Genomic DNA, 16766 nt, shown 5'->3' with positions numbered 1-16766 from the left:
ATCATGTCGATGCTTCGACGCACGCGCACCATTCTTGCGGCCGGCGTGATCGCCGCGATCGCACTCGTTCCAGCGGTCACCGCGACCTCGGCGTCGGCGATGGTGATGGATCCGGTGAAGAGCACGGACATCCTGGCCCTCTCGTGGACGCGTCATTACGCAGACAACGGGCTGCCGTTCTGGTACGGCTCGCCCGGCGTGGCGTATCTCGACGGCAACGGATCGCGGCCCTCCATCGTGGTCGGCGACGAGAAGGGCTACATCTGGGCGCTCCACGCGGACGACGGCTCGGCAGTTGCGGGGTGGCCGTACCGATTCGGGGCGGCTGTCATGTCGACGCCGTCCTCGATCGGCCACGGCGCGACCGCGATGGTCTTCGTCGGCACCGGGGAGTCGCCGCATCCGACCCTCGGGGCCTACGCGGCCCTGCACGCGAACGGCACGAAGGCGTGGGCGCTCAGCCCCTACCTCCTCCCGGGGAACCGCGGCGGTCACCGCGGCGTGATGTCGTCGCTCGCGGTCGGCTCGATTCAGCACAGTGTCGACGTCGTCGGTGGCGCGATGGGCCAGATGCAGTATGCGCTCCGGGGCACCAACGGACGCCCGCTGCTCGGCTTCCCCTGGCTGCAGGCCGACACCAACTTCTCCACTCCCGCGGTGTCGAATGTCGCGGGTGATTCGCGTGACGAGATCATCGAGGGCGGCGACTCCACCCAGGGCATCGCGGGCATCTACCACTACACGAACGGCGGACACATCCGCATCCTGAGTTCGACGGGTAACGCCGGCAAGCGCTACAAGAACCAGGGCCTGGTCTGCCAGTACAACACGACCGAGGTCGTGCAGTCCTCTCCGGCGGTCGGCGGCTTCCTCGCCTCCGGGCGCACCGGAATCGTGGTCGGCACGGGCCACTTCTACAAGACGGCATCCGACCGCTACAAGGTCATCGCGATCGACACCTCCTGCCGCAAGCAGTGGGCGGCGAGCCTGGACGGAAACACGGGCGGAAGCCCCGCACTCGCGATGGGCATCGGACCGGGCACGAATGGCGACCACCTCAACGTGGTCATGATGAGCGCCCGCGGAACCGTGTACGCCCTGGACGGCGCGACTGGTCACCGCATCTGGTCGACCGCGCTGGGCGAGGAGAATGAGTCGTCTGTGACGACGTTCCGCGCGGGGAGCGAAACCTACATCATCGCGCCCACCCTCCATGGCGCCTACATCCTCAAGGGCAGCACGGGAGAGGTCGTGCAGCGGATCGGCGATCTGAGGATGCGCAACGCTGCAACGGTGACCCTCGATCGGACCACCAACGGCCACAAGGTCATCGGCGTCACGATCGCCGGATCGAAGTCGACGGGCCCTAATGGACTGATGCAGGGATGGGTCGAGCACTTCGTTCTCAAGGACCCCGCCCTGCGTGACCCGGCCCCGGGCATCGATCTCGGCGCGGGGCAGTGGCCCATGTTCCATCACGATGCTCAGCTCACGGGAGACATTGCCACGGTGGCCCGCCAGTACTGAGTTTCTGACGGATGTGCGGCCTGAAATGGCCTAGGCACGCGAGTGTGGCTATCCTTGCCGGGTGCCACTGACCCGGAAGCAGATCTATCGCCGACGCCGGATCACGGTCTTCGGGGGAATGGCCGTCGTCCTCGCGCTCGCCTTCTATCTGCCGCTGACCCTTCTCGCGCCGCTCACCTCGGTCGACGCGGTACCGGTCTCGGAGCAGCAGCTGACGTCGGCACCGGCCGTTCTCGATCTGCCCGGCTACGGGGCGAGCGGGATCGGCGCCGTGGGCTATCCCGGTCTCTTCGCGCGGAGCGGATCCAAGGTCGCCCAGCCGATGGCCTCCATCTCGAAGGTCATCACGACGCTCGTCGTGCTCTCCAAGAAGCCGCTCACCGCCACGAGCAACGGACCGCGCATCACCTTCGGCGCCGCCGATGTCGCGATCGCCGCGCAGTATCTCGCGATGAACGGCAAGGTCGACCCGGTGAGCGTGGGGGAGACGATGACCGAGAAGCAGGTCATCCAGGTCATGCTCATCGATTCGGCCAACAACTACGCCTGGTCGCTGGCGAACTGGGCATTCGGCTCGGAGCAGGCGTTTCTCACGGCGGCGAACAAGTGGCTGAAGGCGCACGGGATGACCCACACCACGATGCTCGATCCGTGCGGCCTCGACCCCGGTAACGCGAGCACGCCCGACGATCTGGTCGCGATCGGCAAACTGGTCGTCGCGAACCCCGCCCTCACCCCGATCGTCGCCAGCAAACGCGCCACCGTCGCGGGAATCGGCACGATGCACAACACCAACGGACTGCTCGGTGTGAGCGGCATCAATGGGATCAAGACCGGCACGCTCCTGAGCGCGGGAGCCAGTCTGCTGTTCTCCGCGCGGCTGCAGGTGGGCTCCGAGGTCGTGACGCTCGTCGGGGTCATCCTCGACGGGCCCGACCATCCCACGATCGACGCCCAGGTGAAGAAGCTGATCAGCTCCGTTCGTGCCGGGTTCCACACCGTCGTGCTCGCCGCCGCGGGTCAGCGGTTCGGCAGCTTCCGTACGGTCTGGGGCGCAACGGCCTATGCGGTCGCCCCCCGCACCACCTCGGTCGTTGTCTGGTCGGACACACCGGTCAGCAGCAGCGTCCATCTCAATCCCGTGTCGGTCGCGGCCAAGGGCTCCAAGGTGGGTGCGGCGAGCTACGTGGTGAAGGGGAAGCGGATCCTCGTCACGCTCGTGCTGGATCGCGCGATCGAGGATCCGGGGCCCGGATGGCGACTCTCACATCCTGGAGAGCTGTTCTAGCGGGGTAATCACAGGCTGGCGACCTAAGCTTGGCCTATCCACGAGCATCCGCTCAGACCTTCGGACTGGGAAGTCAACCCGAGCACCAGGGGTAACGTGACCAGTCCGGCTTCAGCCGCACCCGCCATTCGCATCGTCCGTACGGGACCACGCGGACTGGCCAACCCGACGTCCGAGTTCGCGGCGCTCCTGAGCACGATCAAGGATGCCGGACTCCTGCGTCGACGTCGACTCTTCTATGCCCTCACCTTCGCCGCCATCACGGCCACGATGGCGGGAGCCTGGGTCGGTTTCGCACTGCTCAAGGGCACCTGGTACGAGTTGATCATCGCCGCCGTGCTCGGCCTCCTGTTCACGCAGTACGCCTTCCTCGCGCACGAGGCCTCCCACCGACAGATCTGGGAGTCGGGCCGTGCGAACGACAGCACCGGGCGCATCCTCGCCGACCTCTTCGTCGGCATCAGCTACTCGTGGTGGATGTCGAAGCACTCCAAGCACCACGCCAGCCCCAACACCGTCGGCAAGGACCCCGACATCGAACCCGACTTCATCGTCTTCCAGGAGGAGAGCGCCCGTGGCCTGCGCGGCCTCGGCCGCGTGCTCGCGCGCCGCCAGGGCTGGCTGTTCTTCCCCGTTCTCATCTTCGAAGGCCTCAATCTGCACCTGCATGCCTTCAAGACCGTCTTCAGCCGCGGCAAGGTCGACAAGCGGGCGCTCGAGATCGTGCTGCTCGCCGTCCGCAACGTCGGCTATGTCGCGGTGGTCTTCAGCGTTCTCCCGCTGGGCATGGCCTTCGCCTTCCTCGGTTTTCAGCTCGCGGTGTTCGGCGTCTACATGGGGTCATCCTTCGCGCCGAACCACAAGGGAATGCCGCAGATCCCCGGTGGCATGAAGGTCGACTTCCTCCGCCGGCAGGTGCTCACCAGCCGTAACATCCGCGGCGGATTCGGCATGAACGTCTACATGGGCGGCCTCAACTACCAGATCGAGCACCACCTGTTCCCGTCCATGCCCCGCCCGCACCTCAAGCGCGCCGGCGAGATCGTGCGCGAGTACTGCGAGAGCCGCAACATCGTCTACACGCAGGCCAACCTGTTCGAGTCGTACGGCATCGTCGTGCGGTACCTCAACCGGGTGGGGCTCGCCGCGCGCGATCCCTTCGACTGCCCGGCGGCGGCCGCGTTCGGACGCTGACACCGCGCCGACGCTCGACCGAGAACGCCCCGACTAGATGAAATAGTCGGGGCGTTTCGCCGTGATCGCGTCTCCCGACGACTGGTGACGAATGCGCCGGATCACCCAGGGCACGAGGTGTTCCCGCGCCCAGCCGAGGTCATCCGCCCGTGCCTGACGCCAGGATGACCGGGGCAGCGGTTCGGGCCGGAAGGGCTTGAGCTCGTTCTCCACGGCCAGCGCCTCGAGCACCATCCGCGCGACCGTGGTGTGGCCGATCGGTGAGAAATGCAGGCGGTCCGGCGCCCACATCCGGGGATCGCGCAACTCGGTGAGCCCCCACATGTCGGCGACGATCGCGTCGTGGCGGTGCGCGAGCGCGCGCACGTTCTCGTTGAAGATCGCGACCTTTCCGCGGGTGCGCCCGATGACGGGGGTGGCGCCGATGTCCGGCCCGGTGAACACGACGACCGTCGCGCCGTCCGCGCGAAGGCGCCCCACGGCGCCGTCGAGGAGCGATGCGACGTGGTCAGGGTCCGAGCCCGGTCGAATGATGTTGTTGCCCCCCGCAGAAATGCTGATCAAGTCTGGTTTCAGGGCGAGAGCGGGCTGTAGCTGCTCGTCGATGATCTGCTGGATCAGTCGACCGCGGATGGCGAGGTTGGCGTAGGCGAAGTCGGGAACGCTCGTGCTCAACACCTCGGCGACACGGTCGGCCCAGCCGCGGAATCCGCCCGGGCTGCGGGGCTCGGGGTCGCCGATCCCCTCCGTGAAGGAGTCGCCCACGGCGACGTAACGAGACCATGGATGCTGGGGCATAACCTCCAGTCTGCCACCGTGGGCGAGGCGACTGCAGGCGCGAACGGCCGCACCGATCGGCGGGTGGAGCGGCGACGGGCAGGGGCCCGGGCGGTGCCCGTCGGGCGCGGGATAGCGCCGACAGGGCGCCCGCGTCAACCCCCCGGCCGTTTCCCCCGGCCCCGGCCGCCGTGTGTCACTGTGTGAGACGTGGCGCCGAAATTCGGTGCGCACACCCTGACCGACTGGGAGGTCACACATGGGCATCATCGGCTGGATCATTCTCGGACTCATCGCGGGAGCAATCGCAAAGGCGATCCTTCCGGGCCGCCAGGGCGGCGGGTGGATCCTCACCCTCATCCTCGGCGTCGTCGGCGCGCTTCTCGGTGGATTCATCGGAGGGGCCCTCTTCCACGTGGGTCTCGGCGGATTCTTCGACCTGCGCACCTGGCTGCTGGCGATCGGTGGCGCGATCATCGTGCTGCTGATCTTCGGTCTCGTCACCCGGGGCAGCCGTCGCGCATAGACGCACGACCGCTGCCAGAGGGGCGTCGCACCACACGGTGCGGCGCCCCTCTGCGTGCTGCGGCCGTCGTCGCCCCGCCGGAGTCGGTGGCTGCTGTCAGACTGGAGCGGTGAGCAAGCAGGACGGGTCGGGTCGACAAGTCACGAACTCGGCGCTCGACGACCCGTCGGCGACCATCCTGCACGTCGACATGGACGCCTTCTTCGCCTCGGTCGAGCTTCTGGAGCGACCGGATCTTCGCGGCCTCCCGGTCATCGTCGGCGGAACAGCCGGCCGCGGGGTCGTCACCGCGGCCACCTACGAGGCGCGCAAATTCGGCGTCAACTCTGCGATGCCCATGTCGGTGGCCCTGCGGCGCTGCCCGAACGCGATCGTCCTGCCACCGCACTTCGACCGCTATCGGCACTTCTCGCAGCGCGTCATGACGATCTTCCACGAGCTCACCCCGCTCGTGGAGCCCCTCAGCATCGACGAGGCATTCCTCGAGGTGGGAGGCGCCCGCAAACTGCTCGGCACCCCGTGGGAGATCGGCACCGAACTGCGGCGCCGGGTGCACGCGGAGACGGGTCTGCGGTGCTCGGTGGGGATCGCGGCCACCAAGTTCATCGCCAAGCTCGCCTCCGGTCGGGCCAAGCCCGATGGCCTGCTCCTCATTCCCTTGGCCGACACGCTGGCCTTCCTGCATCCCCTCCCGATCTCCGCCCTCTGGGGCGTCGGCGCGAAGACGGAGGAACGGCTCATCCGACTCGGCATGCGCACGGTCGGCGACGTCGCCCACACTCCGGAGTCCACGCTCTCGCGAGCGCTCGGCGACGGGCTCGGCCGCAAGCTGCACGAGCTGTCATGGGCGCGGGATCCGCGCCGCGTCACCACCCGGAGCGAGGAGAAGAGCGTCGGGCACGAGACGACGTTCCCGCACGATGTGACGGATGCGGTGGTCATCCGACGCGAACTGCTGGGCATGAGCGACCAGGTCGCTGTGCGGTTGCGACGGGCCGGGCTTCAGGGGCGCACGGTCGTACTCAAGCTCCGCTACGGCGACTTCACCACGATCACCCGATCGAAGACCCTCGCCGAGCCGACCGACGTCGCTCGGAGGATCTACGACGAGGTGTCCGCGCTCTTCACCGCCGTCGCCACCGGGAGCGAGCGCATCCGGCTCGTGGGGGTGCGCATGGAGCAGTTGTCGCCGGGAGGCTCGGGCGGACCGGGACTGTGGGATGACGACGAGGACTGGCGCGACGCGGAGCAGGCGGTCGACGCGGTCGCCCGCCGGTTCGGCCGCGGCCTCGTGCGCCCCGCCGCACTCGTGCGCCCGCCGGTGCGAGACCCGCGGCCTGGCGTCGCCGAGTCGGGCGTCGCCGAGTCGGGGGCCGGGCGGTGACCGCCGGGGGCGCGGCATCCGGGACGAGTGTCGGCACCACCGGGTAAAGTTCCATCAAGTGAGCACCCCGTTCCTTCCCGGCCCGACAGTGGGCACCTTCGCGGCGGAGCACCTCTCACCCTCGTACCCCGAGCGCGCGGCGCGCGGCACCGCGAGCAAGCTGCGTGCCTGGCAGGCCGAAGCCCTCGATCTGTACTTCGAGCGCGAACCGCGGGACTTCCTCGCCGCCGCCACCCCGGGCGCGGGCAAGACGACCTTCGCCCTTCGCCTCGCCGCCGAGCTCCTCGCGCGCCGCACCGTCGATCGCATCACGGTGGTCGCGCCGACCGAGCACCTCAAGCGCCAGTGGGCCGACGCGGCGCACCGGGCGGGCATCCGGCTCAACCCCGAGTTCAAGAACAGCCACGGCTTCGGCGGGCGGCGGTTCCACGGAGTCGTCGTCACCTACGCGCAGGTCGCGGTGCGCGCGGAGTTGCACCGGCAACTCACCGAGTCGGCACGCACCCTCGTCATCCTCGACGAGGTGCACCACGGTGGCGATGCCCTCAGCTGGGGCGACGCGATCCGCGAGGCCTTCGAGCCGGCCACCCGCCGGCTCTCGCTGACCGGCACGCCGTTCCGCTCCGACACCGCGCCGATCCCCTTCGTGAGCTACGTGCGCGACGAGCGCGGCATCCGTCTCTCGCAGACCGACTACAACTACGGCTACGGCCGCGCCCTCGCCGATGGCGTCGTGCGGCCCGTGCTGTTCCTGGCCTACGCGGGCAAGATGCGTTGGCGCACCAAGATGGGCGAGGAGTTCGAGGCCCGACTGGGCGAAGACGACACCAAGGATGTGACCGCTCAGGCCTGGCGAACCGCACTGTCACCAGAGGGGGAGTGGATCCCCGCGGTACTGCGCGCGGCCGACCGACGGCTCAGCGAGGTGCGTCACTCCATTCCGGATGCGGGTGGGCTCGTCATCGCGACCGACCACTACGCGGCGCGCGCCTACGCGAAGATCCTGCACGAGGTCACGGGCGAGCTGCCGACCATCGTGCTCTCCGACGAGAAGGAGGCGAGCGACCGCATCGAGACCTTCTCCCGCGGCGAATCGCGCTGGATGGTCGCGGTGCGGATGGTCTCCGAGGGCGTGGATGTTCCCCGGCTCGCGGTGGGCGTGTACGCGACCTCCGCGTCGACGCCCCTGTTCTTCGCGCAGGCGATCGGCCGCTTCGTGCGGGCGCGCCGGCGCGGTGAGACCGCATCCATCTTCGTTCCCAGCGTGCCCGCCCTCACAGCACTCGCCTCCGCCATGGAGCTCGAACGCGATCACGCCCTCGATCGTGAGACCTCGGAGGAGGCGGACGCGAGCCTCGACGACGACCTTCTCGACGAGGCGAACCGCGCCGAGAAGGCGTCCGAGGCCCTGCAGGACGAGTTCACCTGGCAGGCGCTGGAATCCGACGCGAACTTCGATCGCGTGCTCTACGAGGGCGCGGAGTTCGGATTCGCCGCCGCCGTCGGCAGCGATGAGGAACTCGACTTCCTGGGGCTCCCGGGAATCCTCGAACCCGATCAGGTGCGCGAACTCCTCGCGCAGCGGCAGGCTCGGCAGTCGCGGCGGGGCGCCGCCCGCCCGACCGGCGCCGAGCATCCCGAGAACGCCCCGATGTATCGCACGCTCAAGGAGCAGCGCTCCCTGCTGAACAGCCTGGTCGGGATGCGCGCGAAGCTCTCGGGCGAACCGCACGGCCTCGTGCATTCCGAGCTCCGCCGGATCTGCGGCGGCCCCGCCGTCGCGCAGGCCACGGTCACCCAGTTGCAATCGCGGATCGACTACCTGCGAAAGCTCCTGCGCCAGGGGGAGTGAACCCCGCGGGGCCGAGTCGCGCTACCGTTGAGACGTGACCCACATCTCCACCGACCTCACCACCGCCTACGCCGAACTCGTCGCTCGTGGGCTCTCCCTCGACCTGACCCGCGGCAAGCCATCGCCGTCGCAGCTCGACCTCTCGAACGCCATGCTCGGCCTGCCGGGTGACGGCGACTACCGCGACGCGGCGGGCACCGACCTGCGCAACTATGGTGGCCCCGACGGCCTTCCCGAACTCCGCGCGATCATGGGTGAACTCCTCGGCATTCCCACCGATCAACTGCTCGCCCTCGACACCACGAGCCTCCCGCTCATGCACGAGGTGCTCGTCGCCGCGCTGCTCACGGGCGTGCCGCACGGTGACGGCCCCTGGCGCAATGTCGAGGGGGTGAGCTTCCTGTGCCCTGTCCCGGGCTACGACCGCCACTTCGCGATCTGCGAGGCGCTGGGAATCCGGATGATCGCGGTGCCGTTCACCGACACCGGGCTCGATCTCGACACCATCCGCTCGCTCGTCGCGAACGACCCGAGCATCCGCGGCATGTGGACCGTTCCGATGTACTCCAACCCGACCGGCTACTCGCTCACCGTGGAGGAGGTCGAGGCCCTCGTCGCGATGCCCACCGCGGCCGACGACTTCCGGATCATGTGGGACAACGCCTACGCCGTGCACCACCTGACCGACGACCCGGACCCGGTCATCGACGTGCTCGGCCTCGCGGCCGCCGCGGGTCATCCCGACCGTCCCATCGTCTTCGCCTCCACCTCGAAGGTCACCTTCGCCGGCGGCGGGGTGGGGTTCGTCGGCGGCAGCCCCGCGAACATCGCCTGGATCCGGAAGCACTGGTCGGCTCGCACGATCGGCCCCGACAAGCTCAACCAGCTGCGGCACGTGCGCTTCTTCGGCGACGCGGCGGGGGTGGTCGCCCATATGGCCAAGCATCGCGCACTGCTCGAGCCGCAGTTCGAGGCAGTACTGCAGATCCTCGAGGAGCGTCTGCGCGGTGTCGCGTCGTGGACGCGGCCGCGCGGCGGCTACTTCATCAGCCTCGATGCGGGCGACGGTGTCGCGACGCGCGCCATCGCGCTGGCGAAGGAGGCCGGGATCCTCGTGACCGCCGCGGGTGCGCCGTTCCCCTACGGTGACGACCCGCGCGATTCGACGATCCGCCTCGCGCCGAGCTTCCCCTCGCTCGACGAGCTGCGGGCGGGCATCGACGGCCTGTGCACCTGCGTGCTGCTCGCTCAGCAGGAGCGGGCTGCCGCCGCCGAGTGATCACGCCTCGCTAGCGGAAGTCCCGGGATCGGGTCTGCGGCGCCATCGACAGCACCTCGAAACGATCCGCCACCAGGTTGGTCACGCCCTCCGGCGATCGTTCGAGGATGCCGCGGATGATCATCGCGCTCGCATCCCGGGTGATGCGGCGGTAGCGGGTCCACACCCCAACCCCGCAGATCACGTTCACCAAGCCGGTCTCGTCCTCGAGGTTGACGAAGGTGATCCCGCTCGCCGTCGCCGGCCGCTGACGGTGGGTCACGATGCCGCCCACCTCCACCCGGCGGCCGGGTTCGGCGGTGCGCAGCTCCTCCGCCGAGAGCACCCCGCGCAGGCGCAGCTGCTCGCGCAGGTGCCGCACCGGGTGGTTGTCGGTCGACAGGCCGGTGGCCCACAGGTCGCTCATGAGTTCGTCGAGCTCCGAGGGCATCGCGAAGAGCGGCGGCTGCACCGCCACGACCGTCCCCGGAAGGAACTCGGCACGGTCCTGTGCCGCGTTGCCCGCGTTCCACATGGCCTCCCGCCGTCCGAGGCCGAAAGCATCGAAGGCACCCGACGCCGCGAGCAGCTCGAGCTGCGCGGTCGTGAGCCCGGTGCGGCGCACTAGGTCGTTCATGTCGCGATAGAGGCCGCCCCGCTCGCGCTCGGCGACGATCGCCGCCGCCTGCGCCGACCCGATCCCGACCACTTCGTCGAAGCCGAGACGCACGGCGAGGCCGGCATCGCGCCGGTGGTCATCCGAATCGAAGGGGATGCTGCGGTCGAAGGGCGGTACGGCCGGTTGAGTGCGGTCGAGGCAGGCGTCGCGGCCGCTCGGCCGAACGGGATCCGCCGGGTCGATCGGCTCGAGTCCCGCGGTGGCGCCGGAGAGCTGGATATCCGGGCGCAGGACGCGCACTCCGTGCCGCCGGGCATCCGCCACCAGCGTCTGCGGCGAGTAGAACCCCATGGGTTGCGCCCTCAGCAGCGCCGCGAGGAAGGCGCCGGGGTAGTGCAGCCGCATCCAGGCGCTCGCGTAGACGAGGAGCGCGAAGCTGAGGCTGTGACTCTCGGCGAAGCCGAAATTGGCGAAGGCCTGGATCTTCGCGTAGATCTCGTCGGCCACCTCGCCCTCGATCCCGTTCTCCTTCATGCCCGCGTAGAGCTTGGTTTTGAGCGATTCGATGCGCTCGATGCCGCGCTTCGATCCCATCGCCCGGCGCAGCAGGTCGGCGTCCTCGCCCGTGCACCCGCCCACCGCCATGGCGACCTGCATGAGCTGCTCCTGGAAGACGGGCACGCCGAGCGTTCGCCGCAGCGGCTCCTCGAGCTTGGGATGCAGGTAGGTGACCGGCTCCTGGCCGAGCTTGCGACGCACGAACGGATGCACGGCACCCCCCTGGATCGGCCCGGGGCGCACCATCGCGATCTCGACCACGAGGTCGTAGAAGCGGCGGGGCTGCAGGCGGGGGAGCAGCCCCATCTGAGCGCGCGACTCGACCTGGAAGACCCCCACCGAGTCGGCCCGGCAGAGCATGTCGTAGACCCCCGCCTCCTCCTTCGGGATACGGTCGAGGGTCCACTCCTCGCCGAGGTGGTCGCGCACCAGGTCGAAGCAGTACTGCAGCGCGGCGAGCATGCCGAGACCGAGCAGATCGAACTTGACGAGCCCCATCCAGGCGCAGTCGTCTTTGTCCCACTGCAGAACGGTCCGGCCGTCCATCCGTCCGTGCTCGATCGGGCACACCTCGCCGACGGGCCGGTCCGTGAGCACCATGCCGCCGGAGTGGATTCCCATGTGACGCGGAAACGTCAGCACCTCGTGGGCGAGGTCGACGACCGCATCCGGGATGTCGTGATCCTGGCTCGAGATGAGCGCCCCCCAGCGCTCGACCTGCTTCGACCACGCATCCTGCTGACCCGGGCTCGCACCGAGCGCCTTCGCCATGTCGCGCACGGCGTTCTTGGGCCGATAGCTGATCACGTTGGCGACCTGGGCCGCGTTGTGGCGGCCGTACTTCTCGTAGACGTACTGGATCACCTCCTCCCGTCGATCGGAGTCGAAGTCGACATCGATGTCGGGCTCCTCGTCGCGCATGCTGGAGAGGAACCGCTCGAAGGGCAACTCGTAGTAGATCGCGTCGACCGCGGTGATCTTGAGCAGGTAGCAGACGGCCGAGTTGGCCGCGGACCCCCGCCCCTGGCAGAGGATTCCCCGCTCGCGGGCGAAACGCACGATGTCGTACACGATGAGGAAGTAGCCGGGAAAGTCCTTCTCCTCGATCACCTGCAGCTCACGCTCGATGCGAGCCCGATCCCTGTCGCGCAGGGAGGGGTAGCGTTCGGCGGCGCCCTCCCAGACGAGGTGCCGCAGCCAACTCATCGGGGTGTGCCCCTCGGGAACCCGCTGCTTGGGGAGGCCGGGTCGTGCCCGGCGCAGTTCGAAGGCGTGGTCGCGGGCGATCTCTACCGTGCGCTCCACCGCCCCGGGGTAGCGGGCGAACCGCGCCGCCATCTCCTCGCCGCTGCGCAGATGGGCGCCGGCCGAGGGGGGAAGCCAGCCGTCCAGCTCATCGAGACTGCGGCGTGCCCGCACCGCGGCGATGGCACCCGCCAGCCGGTGCTGGTCGGGGGTGGCGTAGTGGACATTGCCGGTGGCGACCACGGACAGGCCGCGCCGGGTGGCGAGCTCGGCCAACACATCGTTGTGACTGCTGGCCAGGGGCGTGCCCTGGTCGTAGAGCTCGACGAGCACGTGCTCGCGGCCGAAGGACTCGATGAGGGCGTCGAGCTCGCGCCCGGCATCCCTCGCCCCCGTCGCGGTGCCCCCGGCGACGAGCGCCTGCCGCACCCGGCCCTTGCGGCATCCGGTGAGGATCGTCCACTGGCCGCCCGCGCGGTCGGCCAGCGCGCCCTGATCGTAGAGCGGGCGACCCTTCTCCTCGCCCGCGAGCTGCCCCGCGGTGAGGGCCGCGGCGAGTCGGTGATACCCCTCTTCACCACGGGCGAGAACGAGCAGGTGGCTGCCCTCCGGATCGGCCACCCCGTTCTGCGGGGCGCGCAGGCCGAGCGACAGCTCCGCCCCGAACACCGTGTGGATGTCATAGCTCTCGGCGGCCTCCGCCATGCGCACGATGCCGTACAAGCCGTCGTGATCGGTGAGCGCGAGCCCGGTCAGCCCGAGGCGAGTCGCCTCCTCCAGCAGTGCCTCCGGCGAACTCGCCCCGTCGAGGAAGCTGAAGGTCGAGTGCGCGTGAAGCTCGGCGTAGGGCACGAGCGTCGACGGCGACGACGGGATGATCGGCGCCGGCACGTACGGCATCCGCTTGTTCGACCACGCCGGGCTGTCGCCCCCGTCCGCACCGACCGGCGCCCGCCCCGGCCGACGATCACCGGAGAGGGCGCGCTCGAACTCCGACCAGGGGATCGGCGGGTTGCTGTACCCCATCAGTCCCGCCCCATCAGTCGTACCTCGCCTCGGCCGACCAGTGGCCGGCCTCGAGCACGAGCAGCCAGGCGACGCCCGAGGCGTCCACCACCTGGAAGCGGTCCGAGCGGCGCGCGGTGTCTGCGTCCCACCAGCGCTCCGCGACGGGCCATGGCCCCGCCCAGGCGGTGATCTCGCGCAGCCCGCGGCCGGAGGCGGCGGGGGAGAAACGGGCCGGGGCCGCAGAGAGCGTGCCCCGGGAATCCACCTCGACCGCACTGCCGTCGCTCGCCAGCACGTGCACGGGATGCGGGGTCGGGAAGACCGTTCCGGGAGCGGGCCGGGGGAGCTGCCCGGGCCACGGCTGCTGCGGGTTCCGGGTGAGGAGGGGACGATCGCCCCACGGCACGGTGACCTGACGGTCGGCGAGGGTGCGCCCCCCGCTGACGACCGCGGTGACCACGCCGGCGTGCCCCAGCATGCTCTGAACGCGGGAGAGGGCGTGATGCACCCGCTCATCCGGCCCACGGCCGAAGAGCCCCGCCTCGTGGTTGCCGATCGCGTCGACGGCCTCCGGCACGATGCGCACCGCGGTGACGCCGGAGCGCAGCCCCGCATCCACCTCGGCACTGCCCTGCAGCTGCCAGCGCACCCGGTCGACGACGTCGGAGGCGGTGAACGACCGCGGGTGCAACCAGCTGCGCTCGGAGTAGTCGCCCAGCTCGGTGTCGATCTCCACCCGGAGCGCCGTGCACACGAGCCGGTGGCCGACGAGCGCCTGGATGAACTCGTCGGCGATGGACCGCACCCCGAAGGTCACCTGATCGACGCGATCGAGGGGCGGCTCGAAACCGACCCGCGCGTCGAGCTCATCCGGGGGGACCCGGGGGATGATCGGCCGGCTGTCGAGCCCGCCCGACAGAGCGTGCAGCTGCGCGCCGCCCTCCCCGAACCGCCCCAGCACGTCATCGGCGGGGAGTGCGGCGAACTCCGCGAGCGTGGTGATCCCGAGTCGACGCAGAAGGGTCACGAGGGCGGGGGACTCGATCAGGGAGATCGGCAGGGGACCGAGGAACTCCGCCGATGCGCCCTCGGGCACCACCCTGACCCGCCGGGCCGCCGTGGCGCTCCGGGCCGCCTGCTCGGCGGTGAAGGGTCCGTCGGCGATGCCGACCCGCGAGCCCGCGACGCCGAGCTCGTCGAGCACGGCGAGAAGCGCGAGTCCCGCCGCCTTCTCCCCGCCGAAATAGCGGGCCGGGCCGCGCACGCGCACGGCGCACACCCCGGGGCGGAGGTGTTGCACCCCGGGCATGACCGCCTCGATCGCCTCGATCACCGCGTCGAAGCTGCGGTGATCGAGCTGCTGCTCGTAGGGCAGGACGACGAGGGCGGGGCAGCGGGCCTGCGCCTCCCGCACGCGGAGCCCGCGTTTGACGCCCTCCGCACGTGCCGCCGCCGAGCAGGCGAAGACGATGCCCCGGTCGATGAGGGCGAGCGGGGCATCCGCCGCCGCTTTGCCGACGCGCACCGCCGCGATGACGGGCCAGTCGGGCACCCACAGCACCATGCTGCGCAGCACCGGGGCGCTCATACCGCCCTCAGGTAGTCGGTCGCGACGGCGGACGCCGCAGAGCCGGCAGGGGTCGCAGAGGCCGACTCCGCCGGGGGGAGCACCCGCGTGACGCGCAGCTCGGGATCGGGCAGCCAGACGCGCGCACTGCGCGGTGCGCCGCCCAGCCGGGTCGAGACCGTCACGGTCGCCTGCCGGGCGGCCAGGTGGCCGTGGCCGGCACCGATGCCGCTCCACGCGCTGTCGCTCAGGCTCAGCATCGCCTCGCTCTGCGGCCAGGAGCCCATCACGATGAGAGTGGAGCCACGCTGCCGCAGGCGAGCGGAGAGGCGGGCGAGATTGCCGTCCGAGGTGCGCTTGGGGGGCCGCGTGACGACGATCGACATCGCATCGGCCATCGCCGCGGTCACCGCCAACCACTGCTCACCCGGGTCGGGTACGAGCACGAGTCGCTCCAGGTCGACGCCGAAACCGGCCGCCGCCTCGGCCCCGAACTCGGGCATGCCGACCACCGCGCACCAGGAGCCCGCCTGAGAGGGAGCCGCGAGCAGGGTCATGAGCAGGGTCGCGGAGGGCGCAACCGAGTAGGTGGCGCCCTGCTTGAGCCCACCCCCGGGCAGCAAGGAGGCGATCGCCGGATGCGTCGGAACGAGACGGCTGTCGAGCGTGGCGGCCTGCATCGACCGGATGCGCGCCTGCAGCTCGCGCACGGAAGCGCGCGCGGGCGAGGACTCGACGAGAGTCGCTGCTGCGGGGGCCATAGAGCCATAATCGAACATAGTTTCGATAGTGTCAATCGCCACCGACATCGTCCGGCGTGTCGCCCGCTACCCTCGACGCATGGCCAGAATCACCGCCCCGCTCGCCACCCGGGTGCGCTCCATGCTGCGCGCCGCCGAGCATCCGCAGTCCGCGCAGGGCACCGCGACCGAGTGGCGGACGGCACGCGACCGCTGGCTCGACGCGCTCGACCCGCGGGAGGAGCCGACCCTCGACGAGGGGGAGCTGCGGAGGCTGATCGACTTCCTCTCGGAGGCGGCGCCGAGCCGGTCATCCCGCCGCACCCCGCAGGAGTGGAGCGCCGCCATCGACGCGCTCGTGCCCGAACTGCTCTTCGCCGCGCACGCCGCCCAGACCGCCCACACCGCCCACACGGCCCAGACCGCCCAGACCGCCCAGACGGTAGAGACCACCCGGCGCGACGGGGATCGCTAGCCGACGAGCGCGGGGCAGGCCGGGAGCCCGCGGAGGGTCAGTGCTTGCCGCGTCGACGCGATCGCTGCTGATGGGCGCGGGGACGCGGAGTCGTCGAGGGGCGCGCCCGCTTCGGCACGGCACCCGCCCCCGAACCGCGTGTCGCGGTCGACGCCTCGGCCGGGGCCGCGAGCGTCGAGCGCGAGCTCCCCGCGGTACGCCCGCGAACGATCCCCACGAACTCCTCGATCTCCGGCGTCGTCGCCTCGGCCGACCACGCGATCGCGATGTCGGTCTCGATCCCGTCGGAGATCGGCACGGCCACGACGTCCTTGCGGGCGTGGAGTCGCGCGAGCGAGTGGGGGAGCCGCAGCGAGCCGACCCCCGCGGCGACGAGCTCCACCGCATCCTTCACCCGCCCGTCGGCCGCCACCTCGGCGACCGCGGGCAGGCCGGCCACCTCGTCCGCGGTGAGGGATGACCGCCCACCCCACTCGTGATCCCGCGGCAACACGAGCACGGGCACCTCGCCGTAGAGGCGGATCACGCTGAGCCCGTCGCGTTCCACCGGCAGCCGCACGAAGGCGAGGCTGAGACGCCCCTCGCGCAGCCCGGCGAGCGCCTCCGCCTGATCGACGGGCCGGACGTCGAGGGGGAGCAGCGGGTGCCGCTCGACCCACGCGCGCGTCCACTTGCGCACCGTCACACCGGGGACGAAACCGACGCGGAGGGCGGTCTCGGCCGACTGATCTGTCACCGCCTCAGGCTA

The 16766-nt window shown here is 70.3% G+C and carries 13 protein-coding genes; 8 read left to right on the top strand and 5 right to left on the bottom strand.

Going from position 1 to position 16766, the window contains the following annotated elements:
* Positions 1 to 3: 3 nt before the first annotated feature.
* From G3T37_RS02010 to G3T37_RS02000, 3 genes are all read left to right on the top strand, one after another.
* On the top strand, positions 4 to 1527 hold the full coding sequence (locus G3T37_RS02010; protein ID WP_163471803.1) for an outer membrane protein assembly factor BamB family protein: 1524 nt from the start codon (positions 4 to 6) through the stop codon (positions 1525 to 1527).
* 61 nt (positions 1528 to 1588) lie between these two features.
* A complete protein-coding gene (locus G3T37_RS02005; protein WP_163471802.1) occupies positions 1589 to 2815 on the top strand; it encodes a D-alanyl-D-alanine carboxypeptidase in 1227 nt (408 codons plus the stop codon).
* A gap of 96 nt (positions 2816 to 2911) precedes the next feature.
* Positions 2912 to 4009, top strand: coding sequence for a fatty acid desaturase (locus G3T37_RS02000; protein WP_174247716.1), 1098 nt, complete (start codon positions 2912 to 2914; stop codon positions 4007 to 4009).
* Positions 4010 to 4042: 33 nt separating this feature from the next.
* Here the strand turns inward: G3T37_RS02000 and G3T37_RS01995 are convergent, their stop codons facing one another.
* Complete coding sequence (locus tag G3T37_RS01995) at positions 4043 to 4807, bottom strand: SGNH/GDSL hydrolase family protein (RefSeq protein WP_163471801.1); 765 nt, start codon at positions 4805 to 4807, stop codon at positions 4043 to 4045.
* A 238-nt stretch (positions 4808 to 5045) separates the two neighbouring features.
* Here G3T37_RS01995 and G3T37_RS01990 point away from each other — a divergent pair, with 238 nt between their 5' ends.
* From G3T37_RS01990 to G3T37_RS01975, 4 genes are all read left to right on the top strand, one after another.
* Positions 5046 to 5312 carry a GlsB/YeaQ/YmgE family stress response membrane protein gene (locus tag G3T37_RS01990; RefSeq protein WP_163471800.1) on the top strand — a complete coding sequence of 89 codons (267 nt, stop codon included), beginning with the start codon at positions 5046 to 5048 and terminating at the stop codon, positions 5310 to 5312.
* 109 nt (positions 5313 to 5421) lie between these two features.
* Positions 5422 to 6696 carry a DNA polymerase IV gene (locus G3T37_RS01985; protein WP_163471799.1) on the top strand — a complete coding sequence of 425 codons (1275 nt, stop codon included), beginning with the start codon at positions 5422 to 5424 and terminating at the stop codon, positions 6694 to 6696.
* Between the two features lie 58 nt (positions 6697 to 6754).
* Positions 6755 to 8548 carry a DEAD/DEAH box helicase family protein gene (locus tag G3T37_RS01980; RefSeq protein ID WP_174247709.1) on the top strand — a complete coding sequence of 598 codons (1794 nt, stop codon included), beginning with the start codon at positions 6755 to 6757 and terminating at the stop codon, positions 8546 to 8548.
* Between the two features lie 34 nt (positions 8549 to 8582).
* On the top strand, positions 8583 to 9827 hold the full coding sequence (locus G3T37_RS01975; RefSeq protein WP_163471797.1) for an aspartate aminotransferase type Ic: 1245 nt from the start codon (positions 8583 to 8585) through the stop codon (positions 9825 to 9827).
* A gap of 10 nt (positions 9828 to 9837) precedes the next feature.
* On the opposite strand, the gene G3T37_RS01970 is transcribed toward G3T37_RS01975, so the two are convergent.
* Genes G3T37_RS01970 through G3T37_RS01960 form a run of 3 tightly spaced genes read right to left on the bottom strand, consistent with a single transcriptional unit; the run spans position 9838 to position 15564 of the window.
* Positions 9838 to 13254, bottom strand: a complete 3417-nt coding sequence (locus G3T37_RS01970) for an error-prone DNA polymerase (protein WP_163471796.1) — start codon at positions 13252 to 13254, stop codon at positions 9838 to 9840.
* 13 nt (positions 13255 to 13267) lie between these two features.
* Complete coding sequence (locus G3T37_RS01965; RefSeq protein WP_163471795.1) at positions 13268 to 14824, bottom strand: DNA polymerase Y family protein; 1557 nt, start codon at positions 14822 to 14824, stop codon at positions 13268 to 13270.
* On the bottom strand, positions 14821 to 15564 hold the full coding sequence (locus G3T37_RS01960) for a hypothetical protein (RefSeq protein WP_179465128.1): 744 nt from the start codon (positions 15562 to 15564) through the stop codon (positions 14821 to 14823). Before G3T37_RS01960 ends, G3T37_RS01965 begins: the two co-directional genes overlap by 4 nt.
* A 79-nt stretch (positions 15565 to 15643) precedes the next feature.
* On the opposite strand from G3T37_RS01960, the gene G3T37_RS01955 reads away from it, so the two are divergent.
* Positions 15644 to 16018 (top strand): hypothetical protein, encoded by a 375-nt coding sequence (locus G3T37_RS01955; protein WP_163471794.1) that lies wholly within the window; start codon positions 15644 to 15646, stop codon positions 16016 to 16018.
* A 37-nt stretch (positions 16019 to 16055) separates the two neighbouring features.
* Here the strand turns inward: G3T37_RS01955 and G3T37_RS01950 are convergent, their stop codons facing one another.
* A complete protein-coding gene (locus tag G3T37_RS01950) occupies positions 16056 to 16754 on the bottom strand; it encodes a LysR substrate-binding domain-containing protein (RefSeq protein WP_163471793.1) in 699 nt (232 codons plus the stop codon).
* Between the last annotated feature and the right edge of the window lie 12 nt (positions 16755 to 16766).

Origin of the sequence: Galbitalea soli, assembly GCF_010686725.1 — a bacterium.
GTDB classification, from domain to species: Bacteria; Actinomycetota; Actinomycetes; order Actinomycetales; family Microbacteriaceae; genus Galbitalea; species Galbitalea soli.
This window is presented reverse-complemented; position numbering and strand designations above follow the sequence as displayed.

What these genes read in the sequence shown, in the direction of transcription:
- G3T37_RS02010 (WP_163471803.1), top strand. Translation starts at nt 4, where the DNA reads ATGTCGATGCTTCGACGCACGCGCACCATTCTTGCGGCCGGCGTGATC.
- G3T37_RS01995 (WP_163471801.1), bottom strand. Translation starts at nt 4,807, where the DNA reads ATGCCCCAGCATCCATGGTCTCGTTACGTCGCCGTGGGCGACTCCTTC.
- G3T37_RS01990 (WP_163471800.1), top strand. Translation starts at nt 5,046, where the DNA reads ATGGGCATCATCGGCTGGATCATTCTCGGACTCATCGCGGGAGCAATC.
- G3T37_RS01970 (WP_163471796.1), bottom strand. Translation starts at nt 13,254, where the DNA reads ATGGGGTACAGCAACCCGCCGATCCCCTGGTCGGAGTTCGAGCGCGCC.
- G3T37_RS01965 (WP_163471795.1), bottom strand. Translation starts at nt 14,824, where the DNA reads ATGAGCGCCCCGGTGCTGCGCAGCATGGTGCTGTGGGTGCCCGACTGG.
- G3T37_RS01960 (WP_179465128.1), bottom strand. Translation starts at nt 15,564, where the DNA reads ATGGCCCCCGCAGCAGCGACTCTCGTCGAGTCCTCGCCCGCGCGCGCT.
- G3T37_RS01955 (WP_163471794.1), top strand. Translation starts at nt 15,644, where the DNA reads ATGGCCAGAATCACCGCCCCGCTCGCCACCCGGGTGCGCTCCATGCTG.